The sequence below is a fragment of the Streptomyces sp. NPDC000348 genome, assembly GCF_042898795.1.
In the GTDB taxonomy this organism is placed as follows: Bacteria; Actinomycetota; Actinomycetes; order Streptomycetales; family Streptomycetaceae; genus Streptomyces.
Genome location: NZ_JBIAZD010000016.1, coordinates 164,505 through 181,226, shown reverse-complemented (window position 1 = coordinate 181,226; position 16,722 = coordinate 164,505). Strand labels below are relative to the sequence as shown.

At 72.1% G+C, this 16,722-nt stretch carries 16 protein-coding genes; 13 read left to right on the top strand and 3 right to left on the bottom strand.

Going from position 1 to position 16,722, the window contains the following annotated elements:
- The first annotated feature begins 107 nt into the window (after window positions 1-107).
- The 8 genes from ACFY3N_RS27730 (at window position 108) to ACFY3N_RS27695 (ending at window position 6,998) form a co-directional block, all read left to right on the top strand.
- Window positions 108-764, top strand: a complete 657-nt coding sequence (locus ACFY3N_RS27730; protein WP_390819466.1) for an HAD family hydrolase — start codon at window positions 108-110, stop codon at window positions 762-764.
- A gap of 60 nt (window positions 765-824) precedes the next feature.
- Window positions 825-2,054 (top strand): MFS transporter, encoded by a 1,230-nt coding sequence (locus ACFY3N_RS27725; RefSeq protein ID WP_390819465.1) that lies wholly within the window; start codon window positions 825-827, stop codon window positions 2,052-2,054.
- Window positions 2,005-3,177: an acetoin utilization protein AcuC gene (locus ACFY3N_RS27720; RefSeq protein WP_390819464.1), complete on the top strand. Its 1,173-nt coding sequence runs from the start codon at window positions 2,005-2,007 to the stop codon at window positions 3,175-3,177. The genes ACFY3N_RS27725 and ACFY3N_RS27720 overlap by 50 nt, the downstream gene beginning before the upstream one ends.
- 88 nt (window positions 3,178-3,265) lie before the next feature.
- Window positions 3,266-4,081, top strand: a complete 816-nt coding sequence (locus ACFY3N_RS27715) for a phosphatase (RefSeq protein ID WP_390819463.1) — start codon at window positions 3,266-3,268, stop codon at window positions 4,079-4,081.
- Window positions 4,082-4,210: 129 nt separating this feature from the next.
- The gene (locus tag ACFY3N_RS27710) at window positions 4,211-4,423 is read left to right on the top strand and encodes a helix-turn-helix domain-containing protein (protein ID WP_004984898.1); all 213 of its coding nucleotides are present in this window, start codon (window positions 4,211-4,213) and stop codon (window positions 4,421-4,423) included.
- A 154-nt stretch (window positions 4,424-4,577) separates the two neighbouring features.
- Window positions 4,578-4,676, top strand: coding sequence for a 30S ribosomal protein bS22 (locus ACFY3N_RS27705; protein WP_003948845.1), 99 nt, complete (start codon window positions 4,578-4,580; stop codon window positions 4,674-4,676).
- 169 nt (window positions 4,677-4,845) lie between these two features.
- Window positions 4,846-5,907 carry an NAD-dependent epimerase/dehydratase family protein gene (locus ACFY3N_RS27700; protein WP_390819462.1) on the top strand — a complete coding sequence of 354 codons (1,062 nt, stop codon included), beginning with the start codon at window positions 4,846-4,848 and terminating at the stop codon, window positions 5,905-5,907.
- 14 nt (window positions 5,908-5,921) lie between these two features.
- Window positions 5,922-6,998, top strand: coding sequence for a lysophospholipid acyltransferase family protein (locus tag ACFY3N_RS27695; RefSeq protein ID WP_390819461.1), 1,077 nt, complete (start codon window positions 5,922-5,924; stop codon window positions 6,996-6,998).
- 58 nt (window positions 6,999-7,056) lie between these two features.
- On the opposite strand, the gene ACFY3N_RS27690 is transcribed toward ACFY3N_RS27695, so the two are convergent.
- The 3 genes from ACFY3N_RS27690 to ACFY3N_RS27680 all read right to left on the bottom strand — a co-directional run bounded on the left by ACFY3N_RS27690 (window position 7,057) and on the right by ACFY3N_RS27680 (window position 10,943).
- Entirely contained in the window at window positions 7,057-8,307 is a 1,251-nt protein-coding gene (locus tag ACFY3N_RS27690; protein ID WP_390819460.1) for a DUF5667 domain-containing protein, read from the bottom strand.
- Between the two features lie 251 nt (window positions 8,308-8,558).
- Complete coding sequence (locus ACFY3N_RS27685; RefSeq protein ID WP_390819459.1) at window positions 8,559-9,398, bottom strand: ECF subfamily RNA polymerase sigma factor, BldN family; 840 nt, start codon at window positions 9,396-9,398, stop codon at window positions 8,559-8,561.
- 633 nt (window positions 9,399-10,031) lie between these two features.
- Window positions 10,032-10,943, bottom strand: a complete 912-nt coding sequence (locus tag ACFY3N_RS27680; protein ID WP_390819458.1) for an HAD family hydrolase — start codon at window positions 10,941-10,943, stop codon at window positions 10,032-10,034.
- Window positions 10,944-11,047: 104 nt separating this feature from the next.
- Here ACFY3N_RS27680 and ACFY3N_RS27675 point away from each other — a divergent pair, with 104 nt between their 5' ends.
- From ACFY3N_RS27675 to ACFY3N_RS27655, 5 genes are all read left to right on the top strand, one after another.
- Window positions 11,048-11,326: a glutaredoxin family protein gene (locus ACFY3N_RS27675; RefSeq protein WP_390819457.1), complete on the top strand. Its 279-nt coding sequence runs from the start codon at window positions 11,048-11,050 to the stop codon at window positions 11,324-11,326.
- A gap of 288 nt (window positions 11,327-11,614) precedes the next feature.
- Window positions 11,615-12,379, top strand: coding sequence for a redox-sensing transcriptional repressor Rex (locus ACFY3N_RS27670; protein ID WP_390819456.1), 765 nt, complete (start codon window positions 11,615-11,617; stop codon window positions 12,377-12,379).
- Complete coding sequence (locus ACFY3N_RS27665; RefSeq protein WP_390819454.1) at window positions 12,376-14,070, top strand: glutamyl-tRNA reductase; 1,695 nt, start codon at window positions 12,376-12,378, stop codon at window positions 14,068-14,070. Before ACFY3N_RS27670 ends, ACFY3N_RS27665 begins: the two co-directional genes overlap by 4 nt.
- Window positions 14,067-15,026 (top strand): hydroxymethylbilane synthase, encoded by a 960-nt coding sequence (hemC, locus tag ACFY3N_RS27660; RefSeq protein WP_390819453.1) that lies wholly within the window; start codon window positions 14,067-14,069, stop codon window positions 15,024-15,026. Before ACFY3N_RS27665 ends, hemC begins: the two co-directional genes overlap by 4 nt.
- Window positions 15,023-16,720 carry a uroporphyrinogen-III synthase gene (locus tag ACFY3N_RS27655; RefSeq protein WP_390819452.1) on the top strand — a complete coding sequence of 566 codons (1,698 nt, stop codon included), beginning with the start codon at window positions 15,023-15,025 and terminating at the stop codon, window positions 16,718-16,720. Before hemC ends, ACFY3N_RS27655 begins: the two co-directional genes overlap by 4 nt.
- Window positions 16,721-16,722 lie beyond the last annotated feature (2 nt).

Genomic DNA, 16,722 nt, shown 5'->3' with positions numbered 1-16,722 from the left:
GGTACTGCAGGGGGGACCCTGTGGGAGAGTAGGACGCCGCCGAACAATTTGTGGGAAAACCCCGTACCGTTACCGGTGCGGGGTTTTCTGCGTTTAGGGTCAAGGGCATGCGCTATGACCTCGTCATCTTCGACAACGACGGCGTTCTCGTCGACAGTGAGCCGATCTCCAATCGGCTCCTGGCCGCCTTTCTCACCGAACTCGGCCATCCGACCTCGTACGAGGACTCCATTCGTGACTACATGGGCTCCGCCATGCACCGTGTGCACGATCTCGTCGAGGAACGGACGGGGCAGCGGTTGCCGGCGGACTTCGACGACGTGTTCCACGCCCGGGTCTTCGCCGCGTTCGAGCGGGAGCTGAAGCCGGTGGTCGGCGCCGTGGAGGCACTCGAGAAGCTGGCCGCCGACGGGGTGCCGTACTGCGTGGCCTCGTCCGGGAGTCATGAGCGGATCCGGGTGGGGCACCGCACGACCGGGCTCGACCGGTGGTTCGACGACGAGCGGATCTTCAGCTCGCAGGACGTGGGGCGGGGGAAGCCGGCGCCGGATCTGTTCCTGTACGCGGCCGAGCGGATGGGCGTGGCGGCCGAGCGGTGCGTGGTCGTCGAGGACAGCCCGCTGGGCGTCCGGGCGGCGGTCGCGGCCGGGATGGACGTGTACGGGTTCACCGCGATGACACCGGCCGGGAAGCTCTCCGGGACCACGGGACTCTTCGAGGACATGGCGGAGTTGGTCCCGCTGCTCTCGCGGGCGCGAAGCTGAACGCAATTCATCTTCGATCGGATCTACCCACCGGTATCCCCGAGCCCTACGCTCGCCGCCATGACTGATGTGCTGCGGCGCGGCAGGGCCTCGTTGGCGTTCGGCTTCCTCGTGCAGGGCGTCGCCTTCGCCCTGCTCGTGACGCGGATCCCGGCCATCCAGGACCGGTACGGGGTGTCCGACGCGCTGCTGCCGGTCTTCCTCGCCGCCGTGCCCCTCCTGGCGGGCATCGGAAGTGTCGCCACGGAGCGGCTGGTGAGGCGGGTGCCGCCGAGCCGGGTGCTGCGGTGGTCGCAGCCGGTGGTGCTGCTGGCGCTGCTGGGCGTCGGAGCGGGGGAGCACATGGCGGGGCTCGGCGCGGCACTGGCCGCGTTCGGGCTGGCCGTCGGCGCGCTGGACGCGTCGATGAACATGCTCGGGGTGAGTCTGCAGCGGGCGTACGGACGCAGCATCATGCTGAGTTTCCACGCCGCGTACAGCCTGGGCGGGATCGTCGGGGCATCGCTCGCGTGGGCGGGGGCGCACGGGGAGCCGGCGCTGTGGGTGTCGTATCTGCCGGTGGTGCTGGTGCTGCTGCCGGCCGCGCTGGTCGGGAGCCGCTGGTACGTCGACGGGGGCGGGGAGCCGGCCACGGGGAACACGAAGGGCGAGGGCGCGACCGGCGGCCTCACGTGGCTGCTGCCGCTGTGCCTGGTGATGACGGTGGCGTACATCGGGGACTCGACGGTCTCCAACTGGAGCGCGAAGTACCTCCAGGACGTGCTGGGGAGTTCGGAGCAGCTGGCTACCGTTCCGTACAACGTCTACATGGTCACCACGCTGCTGGGGCGGGCGATCGGGGACGTCGGGGTGCGGCGGTTCGGGGCCGTGGCGGTGGTGCGGGCGGGGGCGCTGGTGGCGGCGGCGGGGTTCGCCGTGGTGGCCGGGGCGCCCGGTGCGTGGGCGGGGATGCCGGGGTTCGTGCTGCTGGGGCTCGGGCTGTGCGTGCTGGTGCCGCAGACCTTCGCGGCGGCCGGGCGGCTGGCCGCCGAGCGCGGCGGCCCGGGGAGTTCGGACATGGCCGTCGCGCGACTCAATGTCTTCAATTACGTGGGTTTTCTGATCGGTTCGCCGTTGGTCGGGGCGCTCGGTGATGCCTGGAGCTACCGCGGGGCGATGCTGGTGCCGATGGTGCTGGTCCTGGTGACGCTCGTGCACGCCAGGTCGTTCGCCGTGCAACCGGACCGATACGGTGGCGGGCATGAGCGGGCGCGTGCAGCTGATGTGGGACGAGGCAGTGACGGGCTATGACTTCGGCCGGGACCATCCGATGGACCCGGTCCGGCTGGCGCTGACCCGGAGTCTGGTCGGTGCCCTGGGGCTCGACCGTGAGGTGGAGGTGGTCGCCGCGAAGGCGGCCGGGGAGTCGACGCTGCGGCTCGTCCACCGGGAGGACTACATCGAGGCGGTGCGGGCCGCGTCGGCGGATCCGGCGGCCGCGGACCAGTCGTACGGGCTGGGGACGGTGGACGATCCCGCGTTCGCCGGGATGCACGAGGTGTCGGCGCTGATCGCGGGGCAGTCCGTGGGCGCGGCGGAGGCGGTGTGGCGCGGGGCCGCGCCGCACGCGGTGAACTTCGCGGGCGGGCTGCACCACGCCATGCCGGGCGCGGCCTCCGGCTTCTGCGTCTACAACGACGCCGCGCTGGCGATCGCGCGGCTGCTGGAGCTGGGCGCGGAGCGGGTCGCGTACGTGGACGTCGACGTGCACCACGGGGACGGGGTGCAGGCGGCGTTCTGGGAGGACCCGCGCGTGCTGACGATCTCGCTGCACGAGCATCCGCGGACGCTGTTCCCGCAGACCGGGTGGCCGGAGGAGACGGGGGCGGCCGGTGCGGAGGGCGGCGCGGTCAACGTGGCGCTGCCGGCCGGGACCGGGGACGCGGGGTGGCTGCGGGCGTTCCACTCCGTCGTACCGGAGCTGATCGCGGACTTCCGGCCGCAGGTGCTGGTGACGCAGCACGGGGCCGATACGCACTTCGAGGATCCGCTGGCGCATCTGGCGGTGTCGCTGGACGCGCAGCGGGCGGTGCAGGTGGCGTGCCACGAGCTGGCGCACGAGTACGCCGACGGGCGGTGGGTGGCGCTGGGCGGTGGCGGTTACGCGGTGGTGGAGGTCGTGCCGCGGTCCTGGACCCATCTGGTGGGCATCGCGGCCGGGCGGCCGGTGGACCCCACGACGATGATCCCCGAGGGCTGGCGGCAGGAGGTGTACGCCCGGACCCGGCAGCCGGCGCCGCGGCGGATGACGGACGGGCGGTGGCCGGTGTCCTGGGCCGCGTGGGACGCGGGGTACGACCCGGCGGACCGCCTGGACCAGGCGATCCTCGCGGCGCGGCGCGCGGTGTTCCCGCTGCGGGGGCTGCTGCCCTGACGGCCCTGGGGGCGTTCCGTTACGCCGACCGTGCGGTGTTCCCGCGTTCCCGGCCCGTTCCGTCCCCGTCTCCCGCAGCATCGTTTCCGTGCTGACCACCGCCGAGCTCCGTGCGCATCTCCTGGCTGCCCGGCTCGCCGGGACCGTGGCCACCACGCGGGAGGAGAGCCTGCGGAGTTACCGGCTGTTCGCCGCCCGGGATCCGCGGCTGCTGATCGGGTTGGACCCCGAACGGGTATGGGGTGAGCGGGAACTGCTCGTTCTGATGGCGGGCAGGTGCGGGGTTTCGGCCGATTCCGCCCACACCTTCGGCCATGATGTGATCGACCCCGAGCGGACCCTGGCCGCCCTGGACGCCTTCGCGGAGCGGCTGGCGTCCGTCGCGGAGCGTGGCGGGCCGGTCCTGCTCGGTACCGGGCACCCGCACCGGCTGCTCGGCTTCTACGCCGTTCTGGCAGACGCCTTGTCGGCGGCGGGATGTGACGTCCTCACCCCCGCGCAGGGTCGCCGTGTCGACATAACGACCCGGTTCGGTCTACGCACCTGCAACCTCGACTACGTACGAGGAGTCGGGCTCGTCCGGGGCGCGACCGCGGAACGCCCCGGTGGTGAGCCCGGCGCACACACGCACTCCCCCCTCCCGGTTCGGGCCGCGCTCGCCGCGGCGGCCGACGCCGGCGGACCGCTTCCGGAGTTGGTGATCGGCGACCACGGCTGGATCTGCGGGGCAGGTCAGCTGGGGTTCGAGGCGGTCGGACCGGCCGATGTGAACGACCCCGCGCCGTTCGTCGGCGAGGCCGAGGGGGCCGTGTCCCTCGTCGTTCCACTTGATGACGGCGTGCGGTCCGATCACTACCTGCCGCTGGCCCGCTACGTACTCAATCGAGCGTGTCTGTCACAGTAGGCCGCCGATGGGTGCACCTCTTCCCCACTCGCATCACCCGCCCCTACATTGGGGAGTGAGCACGCAACGACGAAGAGTCACCGGAAGGGGAAGCCGGTGGCCGTCGAGTGCGGAAGGTTCAGGTGTGTCATGGCTGCAGCTGGCGAGAGGCCTCTGAACGAGGTTCAGTTCCTTACCGTGGCGGAAGTCGCCTCGGTGATGCGAGTGTCGAAGATGACCGTGTACCGGTTGGTGCACAGCGGTCATCTGCCCGCGATCCGGGTGGGGCGGTCCTTCCGCGTCCCGGAGCAAGCGGTTCACGAGTACCTCCGCGAGAGCTACGTGGGGGTGGAAACCGCCTGACGGCGATCCGGGGAGGTCCGTACCGGGCACTCATGGGCCTCCCCGGTCACCTCGATTACGGTCTCAGCGCTCGGGCGGGTAGGCTAGCCCCTCGTAGGTCGTGTGGGCCCATGGCGCCCAAACACCGAGTGATGAGAAGTGAGCGAGGGTAGTCGTGGGCTCTGTTATCAAGAAGCGGCGCAAGCGGATGGCCAAGAAGAAGCACCGCAAGCTGCTCAAGCGCACGCGCGTCCAGCGTCGCAACAAGAAGTAAGCGACAGCGCGAGAGCGTGTCCAGTGGCCCCCCACCGCACTCCGGTGGGGGGCCACTGTCATTCGTACGTCCGGGGCCGTCGTCACTTCGAGCATCCGGCCGACACCACAGAGCGACGGCGACCCGGTAGGTTGGCCGTCGGGAGCAGGGCGAGAGGAAGGCGCTGATCTTGGGAAAGGTCGTGCTCGTGACCGGGGTGGCCCGTCAGCTGGGGGGCCGTTTCGTCCGGCGGATCCAGCGGGATCCCGAGGTGGACCGGGTCGTCGCCGTGGACGCGGTCCCGCCCGAGCACCATCTGGGCGGCGCCGACTTCGTCCAGGCGGACATCCGCCAGCCCACCATCGCGCGGGTGCTCGCCGAGTCGGGCGCCGACACGGTCGTCCACCTCGACGTGACGGGCACGCCGCTCGGCAGCGGCGGCCGGACCGCGCTGAAGGAGACCAACGTCATCGGCACCATGCAGCTGCTGGGTGCCTGCCAGAAGTCCCCGAACATCAAGCGGCTGGTCGTGAAGTCCAGTACGAACGTCTACGGTTCCGCGCCCCGCGATCCGGCGGTCTTCACCGAGTCGACCCCGCCCAAGTCCCTGCCCAGCGGTGGCTTCGCGAAGGACACGGTCGAGGTCGAGGGGTATGTGCGCGGCTTCGCGCGCCGCCGTCCGGACGTCGCCGTGTGCGTGCTGCGGTTCGCCAACATCCTGGGCCCGGCCGCGGACAGCCCGCTCGCCTCGTACTTCTCGCTGCCGGTGCTGCCGACCGTGTTCGGCTACGACCCCCGCCTGCAGTTCGTGCACGAGGACGACGTCATCGAGGTGCTGCGGATCGGCTCGCACGAACCCAGGCGCTCCACGCTCAACAGCGGCACCTTCAACATCGCCGGTGACGGCGTGCTGCTGCTGTCGCAGTGCGCGCGGCGGCTCGGCCGGCCGACCGTGCCGCTGCTGCTTCCCGCGGTCACCTGGGCGGGCTCACTGGTGCGTACGCTGGGGATGACGGACTTCTCGCCCGAGCAGATCCGGCTGCTCACGCACGGGCGGGTGGTGTCGACGGACCAGATGCGGGAGACGCTGGGCTTCACCCCGAGGTACTCGACTGCTGAAACGTTTGCGGACTTCGCGCGCAGTCGTGGCCCCGGGCTGCTTCCGCCGGAGACCCTCACGAGGGCCGTCGACCGGATCGCCGCGCTGCCCCTGCCGGGCAGCGGTCACCCCCCGACGCAGAGCGCCAACTGAGGAGCGCAGCAACGATGGCGGACGCCAAGGTCATTCCGTTCGACGACGACCACCGCTCGCGTGGGGGCGCCGCACAGCGCCCGTCGCGGCGCCGGGGCGCGGGGAGCCGGCGCCCCGGCGGCGCGCAGCCCGCTGCGGTCGGGGAGGTCCAGCCACTGCCGGGCGTGGTGTCCGTGCAGGATGATGAGCGGGTGACCGGTGTGGACGAGCAGCCTCGGGAACCGGCCGTCGAGGGTGCCGGGAAGGGGACCGGCGGCCTGGAGCGGCGGGTCGCGAGCGGTCTGGCGTTCCTGCGCCGCCGGCTCACCGGGGAGTACGAGGTCGACGACTTCGGCTATGACGAGGAGCTCACCGACCAGGTCCTGATGTCCCTGCTGCGGCCGGTGTACGAGAAGTACTTCCGGGTCGAGGTGAAGGGCATCGAGAACATCCCCTCGGAGGGCGGCGCGCTGATCGTCGCCAATCACTCCGGGACGGTGCCGGTGGACGGGCTGATGATGCAGGTCGCCGTCCACGACCACCATCCGGCCGGCCGGCATCTGCGGCTGCTCGCGGCGGACCTGGTGTTCATGCTGCCCGTGGTCAATGAACTCGCCCGCAAACTCGGGCACACCCTGGCGTGTACGGAGGACGCCGAACGCCTGCTCGCGCAGGGCGAGCTGATGGGGGTGATGCCGGAGGGGTTCAAGGGCATCGGGAAGCCGTTCGGCGAGCGGTACAAGCTGCAGCGGTTCGGGCGCGGCGGGTTCGTCTCGACCGCGTTGCGGCAGGGGGTCCCGATCATTCCGTGCTCGATCGTCGGGGCGGAGGAGATCTACCCGATGATCGGCAACGCGAAGACGCTGGCCCGGGTGCTGGGCTTTCCGTACTTCCCGCTGACGCCGACGTTTCCGTGGCTCGGCCCGCTGGGCGCGATTCCGCTGCCGACGAAGTGGACGATCCAGTTCGGCGAGCCGATCCCGACGGACGGCTATCCGCCGGAGGCGGCGGACGACCCGATGCTGATGTTCAACCTGACCGACCAGGTCAGGGAGGAGATCCAGCACACGCTGTACAAGTTGTTGGTGCAGCGGCGGTCGGTGTTCTTCTAGCGGACCGTCGTCGCACGCGGCTTGGGGGCGTCCTTCGTCGAGAAGGACGCCCCCGGCCCTACTCCGCGTCCTCGCTGTCGATGCCCAGGCCCGGGAGGAGTCCGGGCAGGAGGGGCGGAATGGTGACGTCGGGGGCGGGGGGCGGGGCGATGTCGTCCGTCGTCGGTGGCGGGGTGGTGACGGCGCCGCTCTCCTCGGGCGGGTCGAGCAGGTCGCCGGTGTCGCCGCCGAGCAGGCCGTCGCTCTCGCGGTCGGCGTCGGCGGAACCGGACGGACCGGCACTGCCGGCGCCGCTCTCGCCGGAGGTGCCGTCGCCGGTGCCGGAGGACTGCGAGGGGCCCGTGCCGGACGGGGTGCCGGGCGTCGACCCGGAGCCGCGCCGCCGCGCGCCGTCGCCGTCCTCGTCGGTCGAGGGCCCAGGGAGCAGCGACTGCAGCGGGGCGACGTCCTCGTCTATGGCGTCGAACACCGACGAGACCTGCTCACTCACGTCCCCCAGCTGCACGGGCAGCCGGTCGCGCAGGGTGCCCCAGGTCCGGCGGTTCGTCTGGGAGAAGGAGGAGAGCGCCTGCATGGGGCCCAGGGAGTCGGGGTCGCGCTCGTAGGCCTCGCGCAGCAGCCGGTGGCCCTCGGCGGCGTCGTGCCGCACGCCGGAGAGGGCGCGGCGGATCTCGCCGAGGGACTCGTGGTCGAGGGGACCGCCGCGGTCGCGCTCCATCAGCCGGCGGGCTTCGCCGAGGCGGGTGGAGGCGTGGTCGAGGTAGACCCGGCCGCGCTCGTCGTCGCCGTCGGCGAGGCCGAGCTTGACGTCCTCGATGCCGCGCTTGAGTCCGTAGAGGGAGTCACCGGGCAGGGCGTCGGAGCTGGCGACGGCGACCCCGCCGAGGGCGCCGGCGGCGACGCTGACGGTGAGTCCGCCCGCGGTGAGCCCTTTGGCCAGCCGCGACCGTGGGCGCAGTTTGCTCAGCGGGGTCGCCCGGTGGGCGCCCCCGGCCCGGCGTGAGCGCTGTCCGGGTACGGCCTGATCCCTCGCCTCGCCCGCAGCGGTGCCCTCCTGGAGCATGGCCTCGAACGCGGCCACCAGCCGGGCCCGCTGGACGACCTTGACCTCGGGGTCCAGTTCCGGTTTGGGCAGCGCGCCGAGGCCGGAGGCCAGGGCGAGCAACTGTGCCCGTCCGGTCTCCGCGGCGGCGGCCGGGGCCGGTGCCGATCCGTCGGACTGCTCGGCCGCCGTGCCCCGGTCGGACTGCTCCTCCAGGGCCTGGGCGAAGGCGTTCGCCCGCCGGTGCGCCGATACGTTCGCGATCACTGGCGGCACCTCCTCTCGTCATCACGGTCGGCTCCCCAGGGGGTCCTGAGGGTTCCCCGCCCTGGCCAGGGCCACACGATCGAGTGATCGAAGCAGGTCAGGGGGTGACCACAGGGAGCCTGTATCCCGCACAACGAGTGGCGCGGCACTTGGGTTACGGACCCGGGATGACCGAATGGGGAAGCCAACCGGGTTTCACTTGAGGTGAGTTGGGAGTCGCGGAGCGTGTTCCGGCCGGTGGGTGCGCCCGGTCAGCGGGCGTCGTCCGGGAGGAGCCGGGCGAGGGTGCGGACGGCCCGGTACTGGAGGGTCTTGATGGCGCCCTCGTTCTTGCCCATCACGCGGGCGGTCTCGGCGACGGACAGACCCTGGAGGAATCGGAGCGTGACGCACTCCTGCTGTTGGGGGTTGAGTCGTCGTACGGCATCGAGGAGGGCGGCGTTGGACAGGGACTCGAGAACGGAATCCTCGGGGGAGCGCTCGACCTCGTTGGCGTCGAGCATCTCCCCGGTGGTGACCTCGAGGCGGAAGCGGCTGGACTTGAAGTGGTCGGCGACGAGGTTGCGGGCGATGGTCACCAGCCAGGCGCCGAAGTCGCGGCCCTGCCAGGTGAAGGTGCCGATGCGGCGCAGGGCGCGCAGGAAGGTCTCGCTGGTGAGGTCCTCGGCGGTCGCCTTGCCGCCGACCCGGTAGTAGATGTAGCGGTAGACGGTGTCGCTGTACTGGTCGTACAGCCGTCCGAAGGCCTCGGCCTCGCCGGCCTGGGCGCGCTCGACGAGCTCCATCATCCGGGCGCTGTCGCTGTCGGCGGCGGGACGGCGGGCGGCGGGGGTGCCGCCGGTGGTCCGGGCGGCGGTTCCTCTGGCCGCGCCCCTGGCCGCGGTGGCGGGGGCCGTGGAGTGGCGCCCCCGTCCGCCGACCGCGGCGCCGCCGTCGGCGAGGGCGTAGCACGGGCCGGCGGCGAGGGCGGTGGCGAATGCGGGGACCGCGTGCGCGGCGGGGACGATGCCGCGCAGCAGGTCTCGGGCTGTCGCGACTGTCGCGCGCAGCGTAGCCAGGCCCGAGGCGTCAACCCCGACGTGTGGGTACACGGGACTCCCAGAGGCAGAGCTTCCATCACGTGCAGTGCGGAACCGTTCACCCGTCGTAGCTACGGGTGGGTACCGGATTGCGTCTGAGGAGAATAACGCTTCGTACAGGCTCTGCTACACCGAGTTGCTCAAATCACCGATTACGTCGCTTCTGTAGCCGGTTGGGGAGCGTTCTGGTGTCACGTGGTGACCGGTTGTTGACCGGGAATGTTCGCATTCGGGGGTGGTATGGGGCGAGTTGTGGTCGTGTGCAGCCAAGAGGACTGGACAAGGGGGTTGTGGGGTAAGGCAGTTGGATTGGGCGGGGGTGGGGGCGAGGTGGCGGAAGCGGTCCTCGGCGGGCGGTTCGGTGGGGGTACGGGTGTTGACCGGGTGCGCGGTGTCGGTGTGAATCGGGGGCGGTTGCGCAGCCCGGCGCTTGCGGGTGCCTCCCTCAGAGGGGGTACCCCGGCGCCCACCCGTGCCGCCCTGGGGGTACCTCCCAGGCCTTTAAGGCACGGGGGGAGGCACGACTGCCCGCGGGAACGAAGGCGGCGGGCTTTTGTCCGCGGGAGCGGAGGCGGCGGCGCGACTGCCCGCGGAAGCGGTCGCCTGTCCGCGGGGGCGGCTGTCCGCGCGCGGCGCGGTGTGTGGTCAGCGGCGTTTGCGGTGGAGGGCGATGGCGGCTGCCGTGCCGCCGGCCACCGCGCCCACGCCCGCCGCCGCCGGGATGCCGACCTTGGCCGCCTTGCGGCCGGTGCGGTAGTCGCGCAGGCGCCAGTCCATGCGGCGGGCGTGCTTGCGGAGCTTGGAGTCCGGGTTGATCGCGTACGGGTGGCCCACCAGCGACAGCATCGGGATGTCGTTGTGCGAGTCGCTGTACGCCGCGCAGCGGCCGAGGTCCAGCTCCTCCGCGAGCGCCAGTGCGCGCACCGCCTCCGCCTTCGCCGGGCCGTGCAGCGGTTCGCCCACCAGTTTGCCCGTGTACACGCCGTCGACCGACTCCGCGACCGTCCCCAGCGCCCCGGTCAGCCCCAGCCGGCGGGCGATCACCGTGGCGATCTCCACCGGCGCCGCCGTGACCAGCCACACCCGCTGTCCCGCGTCCAGGTGCGCCTGGGCCAGCGCCCGGGTCCCCGGCCAGATCCGCTCGGCCATGTACTCGTCGTAGATCTCCTCGCCGATGGACTGCAGCTCGGAGACGCGGTGGCCCTGGACGATGGAGAGCGCCGAGTCGCGGGCCTCCTGCATGTGCTCGGGGTCCTCGACCCCGGCCAGCCGGAACCACGCCTGCTGCCAGGCGAACCGGGCGAGGTCGCGGGTGTCGAAGAACTTCCGCTTGTACAGGCCCCGCCCGAAGTGGAACAGGGCCGCGCCCTGCATCACGGTGTTGTCGAGGTCGAAGAACGCGGCGGCCCGTTCGTCCCCGACGACCGGGAACGCCGGTTCGCGTGCGGAAACTTCCCGGGTGGACTTGCGTGCTGCCTCCGCCGAGGCCTCGCCTGCCAACACGCTCCGCGCCGTGGCGGAGCGCCTACGGGGAGTGAGCCATCCTAGAGCGGCCATGGCGTGAGCATAGCCAGTCGGTGCGGATGTTCCGGAGCCGAGAGGTTCGAGCGTCGTGAACTCTCCGGGTCCCGGGCGTTAAGGCGCGCGCGACAATGGCCCGCATGAGCCCTCTCTTCCGCCGCAGTACCCCGGCCGCCCCGCAGGACCGGCTCGTCACCCTCGTGCGCAAACCCGGCTGCCATCTGTGCGACGACGCGCAGGTGGTGGTGGAGAAGGTGTGCGGGGAGCTCGGCGTCCCGTGGGAGCACAAGGACATCACCGAGGACCGGGAGCTGCACGACCGGTACTGGGAGCAGATCCCCGTCGTCCTCGTCGACGGCGAGCAGCACACCTTCTGGCGCGTGAACGAGGACCGTCTCCGCCGGGCCCTCACCGACTGACCGACCGGTTCAAACCGGCCGAAAGTCGCTTAGGATCGATGGCGGCTTGGTCTCGGGGGCGGGATTCACAGAGGAGAGTGTGCGGTTTTGCCCCCAGAAGAAAAGGAACGGTGGCGCTCGTGCGCCGGTTCCCCGCGAGTGCGCCGGGGGCGCGTGACCCCGGTCACGTTGGCCGGGCAAATCGGACACAATCTTTGTGCACGCGTTCACAAAGACATAGCCTGCATTCGACGGGGCGGTCCGGGGACGTATGACCGCCTGAAGCCCCGCTCTACCCGCAGGAGCACCGTGGCAACTGGCCGAACTCACCGACCGGCGACCCGTAGCCGAGGGATTCCCGAGGCCACCGTCGCCCGCCTTCCGCTGTACCTTCGCGCCCTCACCGCGCTCTCGGAGCGCTCGGTGCCCACGGTCTCCTCGGAGGAGCTGGCGGCCGCCGCGGGGGTCAACTCCGCGAAGCTGCGCAAGGACTTCTCCTACCTGGGCTCCTACGGGACCAGGGGCGTCGGCTACGACGTCGAGTATCTCGTGTACCAGATCTCCCGTGAACTGGGCCTGACCCAGGACTGGCCGGTTGTGATCGTCGGGATCGGCAACCTCGGCGCCGCCCTCGCCAACTACGGCGGGTTCGCCTCCCGCGGTTTCCGGGTCGCCGCGCTGATCGACGCCGACCCCGCGATGGCCGGGAAGCCCGTCGCCGGCATCCCGGTCCAGCACACCGACGAGCTCGAGCCGATCATCCGGGACAACGGCGTGTCGATCGGCGTGATCGCGACGCCCGCCGGCGCCGCCCAGCAGGTCTGCGACCGGCTCGTGGCCGCCGGGGTCACCTCCATCCTGAACTTCGCGCCGACCGTGCTGTCCGTGCCGGACGGCGTCGACGTGCGCAAGGTGGACCTCTCCATCGAGCTGCAGATCCTCGCCTTCCACGAGCAGCGCAAGGCCGGTGAGGAGGCCGCGGCCGGCACCGCCGCCGTCCCGGCCGCCACGCGCAAGGAGTCCGCGACCGACCAGGGGCCCGACGGGGACGTACCCGCCGTGATGCCGGCATGAGTCTCCTCGTCGTCGGACTGAGTCACCGCAGCGCGCCGGTCAGCGTGCTGGAGCGGGCCTCACTGGGTGCGGACGCGCGGATCAAGCTGCTGCAGGACACGGTCGCCGCCGAGCCGGCCGCCGAGGCCGCGGTCCTCGCCACCTGCAACCGCATCGAGCTGTACGCCGACGTGGACAAGTTCCACGCCGGTGTCGCCGAGCTGTCCACGCTGCTCGCCCAGCACAGCGGGGTCGGCCTGGAGGAGCTCACTCCTTATCTTTACGTGCACTACGAGGACCGGGCCGTCCACCACCTGTTCTCGGTGGCCTGCGGGCTGGACTCGATGGTCGTGGGCGAGGGGCAGATCCTCGGCCAGATCAAGGACGCGCTCGCCCGCGCGCAGGAACTGCACACCGCCGGACGGCTGCTGAACGACCTGTTCCAGCAGGCGCTGCGGGTCGGCAAGCGGGCCCACTCCGAGACCGGCATCGACCGCGCCGGGCAGTCCCTGGTCACCTTCGGCCTGGAACAGCTGGCCCTCGGCGCGCCCGTCGAGACCTGGGCACGGGAGAAGAAGGCGCTGGTCATCGGCGCCGGTTCGATGTCCTCGCTGGCCGCGGCCACGCTCGCGCGGGCCGGTGTCGCCGAGATAGTGATCGCCAACCGCACGCCCGAGCGTGCCGAGCGTCTCGCGCGGATCCTGGGCGAGGGCGACGACACGGACGTGCTGGCCCGCGCGGTCCCGATGGGTTCGGTGCCGTTCGAGCTGACACGTGCCGACGTCGTCGTCTCCTGCACCGGCGCGACGGGACTGGTCCTCACGGCCGGGGCCGTCGCCGCGGGGGTCGGGAGCCGTACCGGGGAACAGCCGGCCGCCGAGGCCGCCCCGGTCGCGAAGGCCCCGCTCCCGCCGACCTCCGTGGGCACGGAGGAGGGCTGCCCGCTGGACCTGTCCGCCGTACGGCCCGGGTTCTCCGTGCTGGGCGAGGCCGCCGTCGCCGGTATGGACGCGGCGACGCTGGAACAGCACGCCGCGTGGGCCGCGGGGACGACCGTCGACCGCGGCCGGCCCGGCCGGCCCGGCCCGGAGGCCGACGCCGAGCTGATCGGCGCGCTCGCCGCGACCGCGTCCGCCGTCGGCCGGATCCCCGAGCGGCGCCGCCCGGAGCCGGTGGCCGAGCCGCCGCGCCCCGAGCCCGTGCTGTTCCTGCTGGACCTCGCGATGCCGCGGGACATCGACGCGGCCGCGCACCGCCTCGCCGGTGTGCGTCTCGTCGACATCGAGTCGCTCGCCGAGGCCTCCGCGGACGCTCCGATGGCTGCCGATGTGGACCAGGTCAGGCGTATCGTCTCCGACGAGGTCGCCGCTTTCGGGGCGGCACAGCGGGCGGCGCACATCACGCCGACCGTCGTCGCCCTGCGGAGCATGGCGGCCGATGTGGTGGCCGGTGAGATCGCCCGTCTGGAGGGGCGGCTCCCCGGCCTGGACGACAAGCACCGTGCGGAGATCACCCAGACCGTGCGGCGGGTGGTCGACAAGCTGCTGCACGCGCCGACGGTACGGGTCAAGCAGCTCGCGGCCGAGCCCGGCGGCGCCGGGTACGCGGACGCGCTGCGCACCCTGTTCGACCTCGACCCCGAGACGGTGGCCTCCGTCTCCCGAGCCGAGGAAAGCACCGAGAAGAACGCAAGGAACCGAGGGCCGGCATGACTGAGAAGGCACTGAGGCTGGGGACCAGGCGGAGCAAGCTCGCCATGGCCCAGTCCGGGCAGGTGGCGGAAGCCGTGAGCCAGGTGACCGGACGGCCCGTCGAGCTCGTCGAGATCACCACGTACGGCGACGTCTCGCGCGAGCACCTCGCGCAGATCGGCGGCACGGGCGTGTTCGTGGCCGCGCTGCGCGAGGCGCTGGCGCGGGGCGAGGTGGACTTCGCGGTGCACTCGCTGAAGGACCTGCCGACCGCGCAGCCCGACGAACTGGTCGTGGCGGCCGTCCCGGTGCGCGAGGACCCGCGCGACGTGATGGTCACGCGCGACGCGCTGAAGCTCACCGACCTGCCGCGCGGCGCCCGCGTCGGCACCGGTTCGCCGCGCCGCATGGCGCAGCTCAACGCGTACGCGCGCAGCCGCGGCATGGACATCGAGACGGTCCCGATCCGGGGCAACGTCGACACCCGCATCGGGTACGTCCTGAAGGGCGAGCTCGACGCCGTGGTGCTGGCCGCCGCCGGGCTGAACCGGATCGGACGCAGTGACGAGGTGACCGACTTCCTGTCGGTCGACACGGTGCTGCCCGCCCCCGGCCAGGGGGCACTGGCGATCGAATGCGCCGCGGACGACGCGGAACTGATCGCCGCGCTAGCCGAGCTCGACGACCCGTTCACGCGGGCCGCCGTGACGGCCGAGCGTTCCCTGCTCGCCGCCCTGGAGGCCGGGTGCAGCGCCCCTGTGGGTGCGCTGGCCGACTTGCTGACCGACGGGCAAATTGTCAAGGAGATGCGCCTGCGCGGCGTCGTCGGCACGACCGACGGCTCGACGCTGGTGCAGCTGTCCACCACCGGTCCCGTGCCCGAGACGCACGATGCGGCGCTGGCGCTCGGTCGCGAACTCGCCACCGAGATGCTCGCGCAGGGCGCGGCCGGTCTGATGGGGGAGCGAGCACAGTGAGCCCCACCACCCTTCCCGCCCCTCCGGAACACGGGCACGTCACCTTCCTCGGTGCCGGACCCGGGGATCCGGGACTGCTGACCCTGCGCGCCGTGGAGGCGCTGGCGAACGCGGACGTCCTCGTCGCCGAGCACGAGGTGCTCGACGTCGTACGCACGCACGCGAGGCAGGGCGTCGCCGAGGTGCACACGGATTCCGGCACGCCGGATCCAGGCACGGGCACGCCCCAGCTGACGGTCGTCGACGGCGCGTCAACAACCACCCCTGTCCCCGCGGTGCGGGATGCCGCACATCTTGTCATGGAGGCCGCGCGGGGCGGCAGGCGGGTCGTGCGTGCGGTGTCCGGTGACCCCGGGCTCGACGCGTACGCCGCCGAGGAGATGCTGGCGTGCGCCTCGGCCGGGGTGCCGTTCGAGGTCGTCCCCGGTGTCGCGGCGGCGGTCGGCGTACCCGCGTACGCCGGTGTGCCGCTGCGCGACGCCGAGGGCGCGGACGTGCGGTTCGTCGACGCGCGCACGGCGTCCGACCGGTGCTGGACCGAGGTCGGGGCGTCGGACGGCACGGTGGTCGTCTCCACCACGCTGGACTCCGTGGCCGCGGCGGCGGGCGAACTGGTGTCCGCCGGACGCAAGCCCGACACCCCGCTGACGGTGACGGTCGCCGGTACGACGACCCGGCAGCGCACCTGGACGGCGACGCTCGGCACGATCGCGCAGACGCTGAAGCAGGCGAAGGCGCTGCCCTCCCCGGAGGGCGGCCGGCCGGTGATAGCCGTGGTCGGTGAGCGCAGCGCCGCCGCCCAGCGGGACCGGCTGGCGTGGTTCGAGTCCAAGCCGCTGTTCGGCTGGAAGGTGCTCGTACCGCGCACGAAGGAGCAGGCGGCGTCGCTCTCCGACCAGCTGCGGTCGTACGGGGCCGTGCCGCACGAGGTGCCGACGATCGCCGTCGAGCCGCCGCGCACGCCCCAGCAGATGGAGCGGGCGGTCAAGGGCCTGGTGACGGGCCGCTACGAGTGGATCGCGTTCACCTCGGTCAACGCGGTGAAGGCGGTCCGCGAGAAGTTCGAGGAGTACGGTCTCGACGCGCGCGCCTTCGCGGGGATCAAGGTCGCCGCGGTGGGCGAGCAGACGGCGAACGCGCTGATCGCCTTCGGCGTGAAGCCGGACCTGGTGCCGAGCGGCGAGCAGTCGGCCGCGGGCCTGCTGGAGGACTGGCCTCCGTACGACCCGGTCTTCGACCCGATCGACCGCGTCTTCCTGCCGCGCGCCGACATCGCCACGGAGACCCTGGTCGCCGGTCTGATCGAGCTGGGCTGGGAGGTCGACGACGTCACGGCGTACCGGACCGTGCGCGCCTCGCCCCCGCCCGCGGAGACCCGCGAGGCGATCAAGGGCGGCGGCTTCGACGCGGTGCTGTTCACGTCGTCGTCGACGGTCCGGAACCTGGTGGGCATCGCGGGCAAGCCGCACAACGTGACGGTGATCGCCTGCATCGGCCCGGCGACGGCGAAGACGGCGGAGGAGCACGGCCTGCGGGTCGACGTCATGGCGCCCGAACCGTCGGTGCACAAGCTGGCGGAGGCCCTGGCCGACTTCGGCACCCGCCGCCGGCTGGCCGCGCTGGACGCGGGCGACCCGGTGACCCGGCCGAGCGAGCGGCGGCCGGGGGCGCGCAGGCGCCGGTCGACGACGTGAGG